Genomic DNA, 6,358 nt, shown 5'->3' with positions numbered 1-6,358 from the left:
AAAATGCGGAAATAATTCTGTTTTTAGCCTCTACACATTGTTTTGATTCGCCTGCCAAAGTTGACCGACTCCGGAAAAAGGAATTTGAAAAGTTATCCGAATTGCATTATCAAGCCTTTCAAAAAGGACTTTTTAAAACTGAAAAACCTTGTGTGATTAGAAAGTTTGAGCCTGACTTCCCTGACCTTGACGAAATTCGAAGACAGAATAAATTGACCAAAAAAGAGATTAAAACAAAATTTAAAGAACTGAATATCGGAGATACTGTAAAAGTTCCAACTCAAACTTGGTCTGCATATACAAATGGAGCTGACTTTGGCTGTCTAATTACTGGAATGGTCATCGAAAAAAATAAGAAAAAAGGAGGATACAATTTAATTATTAAAGTAACCGACAATCTTTGTGAAAAAGACAAGGCTACTTATAATGGAAATCTAGTTAAAATTGGAGATTCGATTACACATAATATGAAATATTTTAAAATAATAACTGAATAAAAATACTGTTGCCAACAAAGCATAAAATTAATGGCTAGTTTTAGCTTACTTGGAAAATTCCTTCGGAATTTTCCGCTGGCAAGTTTCTATTTACTAAATTAGTGCTTAAACGCGCCACTAATATTATACGTAACCGTTGTGCATAATTTACAAAACGCATTTATGAAAGCAAAGTATTTAGTTTTTTTAGTAGTAATATGTTTAATTTTAAGAATAGGATTAAACTTATTAATGCCAATTATCGTTACTAAAACTGAAATTGAACCATTGACTTTTGGTTTTATTGGAGGAGGAATTAATATTTTGATTTTTCTTTCGACTGTGGGTCTATTGATAAAGATTTTCAGATATCATAACAAAGCAGACTTTTTAAATTCTTAATCCAATAAATCCTAAAGTTTATCAATCAAATGAACTTTACTAAAAAATATGAGGTTATTAATAATACTAGCGTTAATTCTCGGAGTTAGTTCATGTAAAGCTCAATCAACATCGAAAAATAAATTAATCGGAAAATGGATTTTAGTTGCAGAAACGGACTCTTTTCCTGAAGATATTGAATCACTTACTGAAAACGAATCTGAATCGGAACTGACAACTACTCTGACTTTTAATAAAGACAAAACAATCTTTATAAACCAAATGGGAAATGAATACGACTCAACTTATAAATTGACTGATTCAATTCTGACAATTGGAAATCGAAATTACATTCTGATTGAGGTTAATAAAAAGAAGTTGATTTATAAAAATAAAGATGGATTGTTCAACAAGCATTATGAGTATAAAAAGATAAAATAAAACTATGCACAACAATGTGTATAACCAATTGCTAGTTTCTGTGTACTCGGAAAATCCTGCGGATTTTCCTCTGGTTCGTTTTCTTTTATTAACTTAGTTTTTTACCAACGCAACAAGCCATACACGAACACGTTAGCTGTAATTAGCTCACTCAAATTTGAAAGACCAAAAAATGGGAATATTTGACTTTTTTAAAAAGAAAGAACCTGAACAAAAAAACGAATTGGAAGACAATTGTGTTTTGCCATATTTCGGACAAGTAACTAGAAATAACCTTGAAGAATATTACAGTGCTGATTTTGAGCTAAATAACAGCAATATTAAAACAGACCTGAATTTTGAAAACAAAAAAATTGGGAAAAATGAAATTGAACAAATTGAAAAATTTTTAAAAAGTATTGCAGATTTTGACAAAAAGAATAAAGTCTACATTGAAAAAGATTTTAACGAGGAAAGTGGAGAATCATCTGACTATATTAATTTTTATCTTGATGAACTTGACGAAAACGAATTGAACGGAATAATTGATATTGAGAATATTGATACATCTAAAAACATCCAGCTTTTGAACAAATTAAAACTTATCAGACTTGGACTTTATCCTGATGGTAAATATGGAACAGATTACTTTGCGACATTTGATTATTCAATTGACATTAATGGAGAACCTTGCAACCAATTGTTGGTTGTGAATACAGACGAAAAAGGAAATTTAGACCATATATCTTGGGAAAGTTGAAAATAAGAACTACAGCTAACAAAGCATAAAATTAATGGCTAGTTCTAGCTTACTTGGAAAATTCCTTCGGAATTTTCCGCTGGCAAGTTTCTATTTATTAAATTAGTGCCTAAACGCGCCACTAATATTATACGTAACCGTTAGCCACAATTTAAAAACATGCCATCTACAATAACAAAATATAAGATTTTTTTAGCTTCACCAAGTGATGTTCAAGACGAAAGAGCTTCTATTGATGAAGTTATTAATGAATTGAATCTCACATTCGGAAAGCAACAGGATATACATTTAGAATTATTAAAATGGGAAACACATTCTGCACCTGCAATAGCAATTAATCATCCTCAAGAAATAATAAATTCAGATTTAGGAAAAGACTATGATTTGTTTATTGGGCTTATTTGGAAAAAATTTGGAACACCAACCAACGAAGCTGACTCTGGAACAGAAGAAGAGTTTCTAAATGCATATAATAGATTTATAGAAACCCCAAATTCTTTACAAATACTGTTTTATTTTAATTGTAAACCAGTATCTATAACTGAAATGAATCCAGAACAACTATTAAAAATTCAAAACTTTAAAACGGATATTGGAAAAAACAAGAAAGTTCTATATTGGGAATATCAGGACACACAGCAATTAAGTAAATTTTTAAGAATTCATATTCCTCAAAGAATATTAGAGTTAAGAAAAAACGAACAAAATAAAGTTGCATTAGTAGAGACTAAAGAGGTGTTGGAAGTTGATATTTTAAAAGAAGAATATGGAATTATTGACTATCAAGAAATGATAGAAGATAATATTCGAGAATCAACAGAATCATTAACTAGAATTTCTGACGCAACAGAATGGATTGGAAATCAGCTAAATAAAAAAACAGCAGAAATGAATGCTATGACAGCAAATGGCAATCAACCTGGTCGGAAAACATTGAAAAATTATTTTATTCGAACTGCAAAGGTAATGGACAATTATGCTAATCGAATAGAGCCTGAAATTCCAATATTTCACGAATATTTTGAGAAAGGAATAGATGCTCTTTCTAATGTAATAAATATATCTAGAAATGACTTAAATGTTGAACAAGAGGAAATAGATGAAACAAACGAATCTCTTTCATCACTTATAAATGGAATTACATCTTCGATAGAAAGTATGGACGGTTTTTTACAATCAGTAAATGACTTACCTAGAATGTCAAAAGAATTAAATAAAGCTAAATCAAACGTAGGAATGAAATTAGAGGACTTATTGGATAATTTAAGGGTTAGTCTCTCGATAGCAATTGAGTTAAAAAAAAGTCTTTTAGAATAAAAACTGTGGCTAACAAAGCATAAAATTAATGGCTAGTTCTAGCTTACTTGGAAAATTCCTTCGGAATTTTCCGCTGGCAAGTTTCTATTTACTAAATTAGTGCTTAAACGCGCCACTAATATTATACGTAACCGTTGGCGGTAATTTGAACAAAGTACCAAATCCAATAATATTTATCAATTGAAAAAAAAAAATTATTTATGAAAAAATTGCAAACCCTTATCTTTCTTTTTTATACAATGCATGGCTTAAATGCCCAAAATTGGGAGTGGGTGAAAAGTTTTAATAATAATACTGGAAATTCATACACAAGCTATGAGCGTTATAATCAAGAATATATAAATAATATAGCTATTGATTTAGAAGGTAATATCTATTCAGTTGACAATTTTACCAATACCTTGATTTTGGGTTCAACCACTTTGACAAGTGCTGTGAATGGTACAAATATTTTTATTGAAAAAATCTCCTCAAATGGTGATTGGGTTTGGGCAAAACAATCAGGTGGGAGTGGTACTGGAAATGCGACAGCAAAATGTATTTTTGTTGATAATTCAAATAATACATATATAGGTTTAGGGCATAACGGAAATGTTAGTTTCGGAAGTTATTCATTTAACACAACTGATTATAATCCTATCATTGCAAAACTATCTCCAAATGGAAATGTATTATGGGGTATAAATATTTCTGGATGGGATGATGGTGCTTTTATTAATAGCATTGTTGCAGATAAAGATGGAAATGTTTACGTTTCAGGTGAATTTGAAAGACGAGTCATAATTGCTCCAACGAGAACATCAAAAATAACTTTAAATAGCTTTGATTTATATGAAAACCCTCCATATGAAAGGGATGTTTTCATTGCAAAAATTTCACCTACGGGAGATCCAATCTGGGCAATTAATGTCGGAAGTGCGGATGGTTCTGAAGAAACCTTTAAAATGGATATTGATGCTAATAATAATTTATATATAATTGGCACCTTTCGTGAAGACATAGATGGAAATAGCCAAAGCCCATCAATTTTTGGTGATATAAATATTGATTTCATTAAAGAATCTAAATACATAGCAAAATTAAATACTGATGGCCAATTTTCATGGGTTTATCCTCTTACCGATGACAATTCTATTGGTTTGGATTTAGTTGTAGACAATAATGAAAATATTTATTGTGTTGATAACAAAGGATTTTTAAATAAAATAAGTCCTGATGGCCAGCTTGAATGGTCGAAAAGTATTGGCAATGATTCAACCAATTACGCCATAGGTACTGCTATAACAGCTGATAGTTCAAATAATGTATATATCGGTGGTTCTTTTTATGATACAGTTGTTATTGGGCAGGATATTTTAATATCTCCAATTTCACCAAATGGCAGTCCACAGCAAGGAACTTTTTTAGCTAAAATAGACGAATTAGGTAATTGGGAATATGCGTTTGAAAACAATACTAGCAATATCAAGTCAATTGCTAATTCAAATAGAATTAAAGAAATAAAAGCTGTTAAAGAAGACCAATTAGTAGTTTCTGGAGATGGTTATTTGGAAGACGAATTAATCTTTCGAGGTAAAGTGACTCATCAATCTCATGTCGGGGATAATAATGATTTAAATATTAGTGTATACCCCATAAATGAAGCAAGAGGAGGCTTTAATTCTTCTTACAGAATTGTATTTAATAATGTTGGAACTACTCAATTGGATGGAGATATAATGTTTAAATTTGACAACAGTAAGTTAACTTTTTTAAATTCAAGTCAAGCAGTAGATTCGCAAAATTCAAATAGTTTATCATTCATTTATAATGGATTAGCCCCAAAGGAAAGTAGATTTATAGATTTAAATTTTGTTGTAAATTTCATATCACCTGAAACAGAAGAGACTTTGAGTTTTGAAACAAGTATTAACCCAATAATTGACGATTTAACTCAAGAAGATAATGTTTTCACATTTAATCAACCTATTGTTAATTCATTTGACCCAAATGATATATTGGTAATAGAAGGAGATAAAATATTACTGGAAAATTCAGATGAATATCTCCACTATATAATTAGATTTCAAAATATAGGTACAGCTTCTGCAATTAACGTTAAGGTAAATAACTTATTTGATTCCAATTTAGATTGGACAACTTTTCAATTAGAAAGCTCTAGTCATTCTCTTAATATAGAAAGAGTTTATGGTTATGATATTTCTTTTATTTTTAACGGAATTAATCTTCCCGATAGTACTTCAGATGAACCAAACTCGCATGGGTTTATTGCCTACAAGATAAAACCTAAAAAACATATAACAGTTGGAGAATTTGTACCCAATGAAGCTGATATATATTTTGATTTTAATCCAGCTGTACCAACAAACCTTGTCAATACTGAAGTAGTAAGTACTCTAGGAGTAAGCGAAACTAATTCAAGTCCTATTTATTTATACCCAAATCCTACATCAAATATTTTAAACATTAAATCAAATAATCCTATTTCTAAAATTTATGTTTATAACTCTTTGGGACAAAAAGTTATTTCTTTTTTTAATCAAAGTAAGGTTGATATTTCTATTTTAAATAAAGGGCTTTATTTTGTTGAAATTTATAATGGCTCTGGAAGAAAACTTGTAAGCAGATTTATAAAGAAATAAGCTGACTGCTGAATGACTATAATATTTTTAAGTTACATCACATAATATCTAATATTAAAAAAAAACGTACACTAAATTATTATTAAAAAACTACCGCCAACACAGTATATAAAAAATTGCTAGTTTTATACTAAACCAATGTTAGTTGCTTTGTTTGCTAGCTTCTGATTTTCCTTCGGAAAATCCTCGCACTAAAACACGCAACTTTCCATATACATAAACGTTGTAGTACATTTTGAAAATGAAGAACACCTTAACAATATTTCTGATTTCAATTTTAGGATTCAGTTGTTCAAAAAACGATTTTGAAAAGACCAATCTGTACTTGGAATTTGACAAAGAAACCTATCTGCTAAATGACA

Annotated in this window: 6 protein-coding genes; all 6 read left to right on the top strand. The window is 29.7% G+C overall.

Features of this window, described 5'->3' with window-relative positions; all coding sequences use genetic code 11:
- On the top strand, window positions 1-497 hold a 497-nt coding region (locus ACH5TW_RS00030; protein WP_439334429.1), incomplete at its 5' end, for a hypothetical protein.
- A gap of 162 nt (window positions 498-659) precedes the next feature.
- Entirely contained in the window at window positions 660-878 is a 219-nt protein-coding gene (locus ACH5TW_RS00025; protein ID WP_439334428.1) for a hypothetical protein, read from the top strand.
- Between the two features lie 48 nt (window positions 879-926).
- Window positions 927-1,298, top strand: a complete 372-nt coding sequence (locus ACH5TW_RS00020; RefSeq protein WP_439334427.1) for a hypothetical protein — start codon at window positions 927-929, stop codon at window positions 1,296-1,298.
- A 172-nt stretch (window positions 1,299-1,470) separates the two neighbouring features.
- Window positions 1,471-2,037 (top strand): DUF2004 domain-containing protein, encoded by a 567-nt coding sequence (locus ACH5TW_RS00015; protein WP_439334426.1) that lies wholly within the window; start codon window positions 1,471-1,473, stop codon window positions 2,035-2,037.
- Between the two features lie 159 nt (window positions 2,038-2,196).
- A complete protein-coding gene (locus tag ACH5TW_RS00010) occupies window positions 2,197-3,354 on the top strand; it encodes a DUF4062 domain-containing protein (protein ID WP_439334425.1) in 1,158 nt (385 codons plus the stop codon).
- Between the two features lie 200 nt (window positions 3,355-3,554).
- Entirely contained in the window at window positions 3,555-5,996 is a 2,442-nt protein-coding gene (locus ACH5TW_RS00005) for a DUF7619 domain-containing protein (protein WP_439334424.1), read from the top strand.
- The last annotated feature ends 362 nt before the right edge of the window (window positions 5,997-6,358 follow it).

Source organism: Thalassobellus sediminis (genome assembly GCF_044386045.1).
GTDB lineage: Bacteria > Bacteroidota > Bacteroidia > Flavobacteriales > Flavobacteriaceae > Thalassobellus > Thalassobellus sediminis.
This window is presented reverse-complemented; position numbering and strand designations above follow the sequence as displayed.

Coding starts and splice junctions, on each gene's coding strand:
- ACH5TW_RS00025 (WP_439334428.1), top strand. CDS start 660: ATGAAAGCAAAGTATTTAGTTTTTTTAGTAGTAATATGTTTAATTTTA.
- ACH5TW_RS00020 (WP_439334427.1), top strand. CDS start 927: ATGAGGTTATTAATAATACTAGCGTTAATTCTCGGAGTTAGTTCATGT.
- ACH5TW_RS00015 (WP_439334426.1), top strand. CDS start 1,471: ATGGGAATATTTGACTTTTTTAAAAAGAAAGAACCTGAACAAAAAAAC.
- ACH5TW_RS00010 (WP_439334425.1), top strand. CDS start 2,197: ATGCCATCTACAATAACAAAATATAAGATTTTTTTAGCTTCACCAAGT.
- ACH5TW_RS00005 (WP_439334424.1), top strand. CDS start 3,555: ATGAAAAAATTGCAAACCCTTATCTTTCTTTTTTATACAATGCATGGC.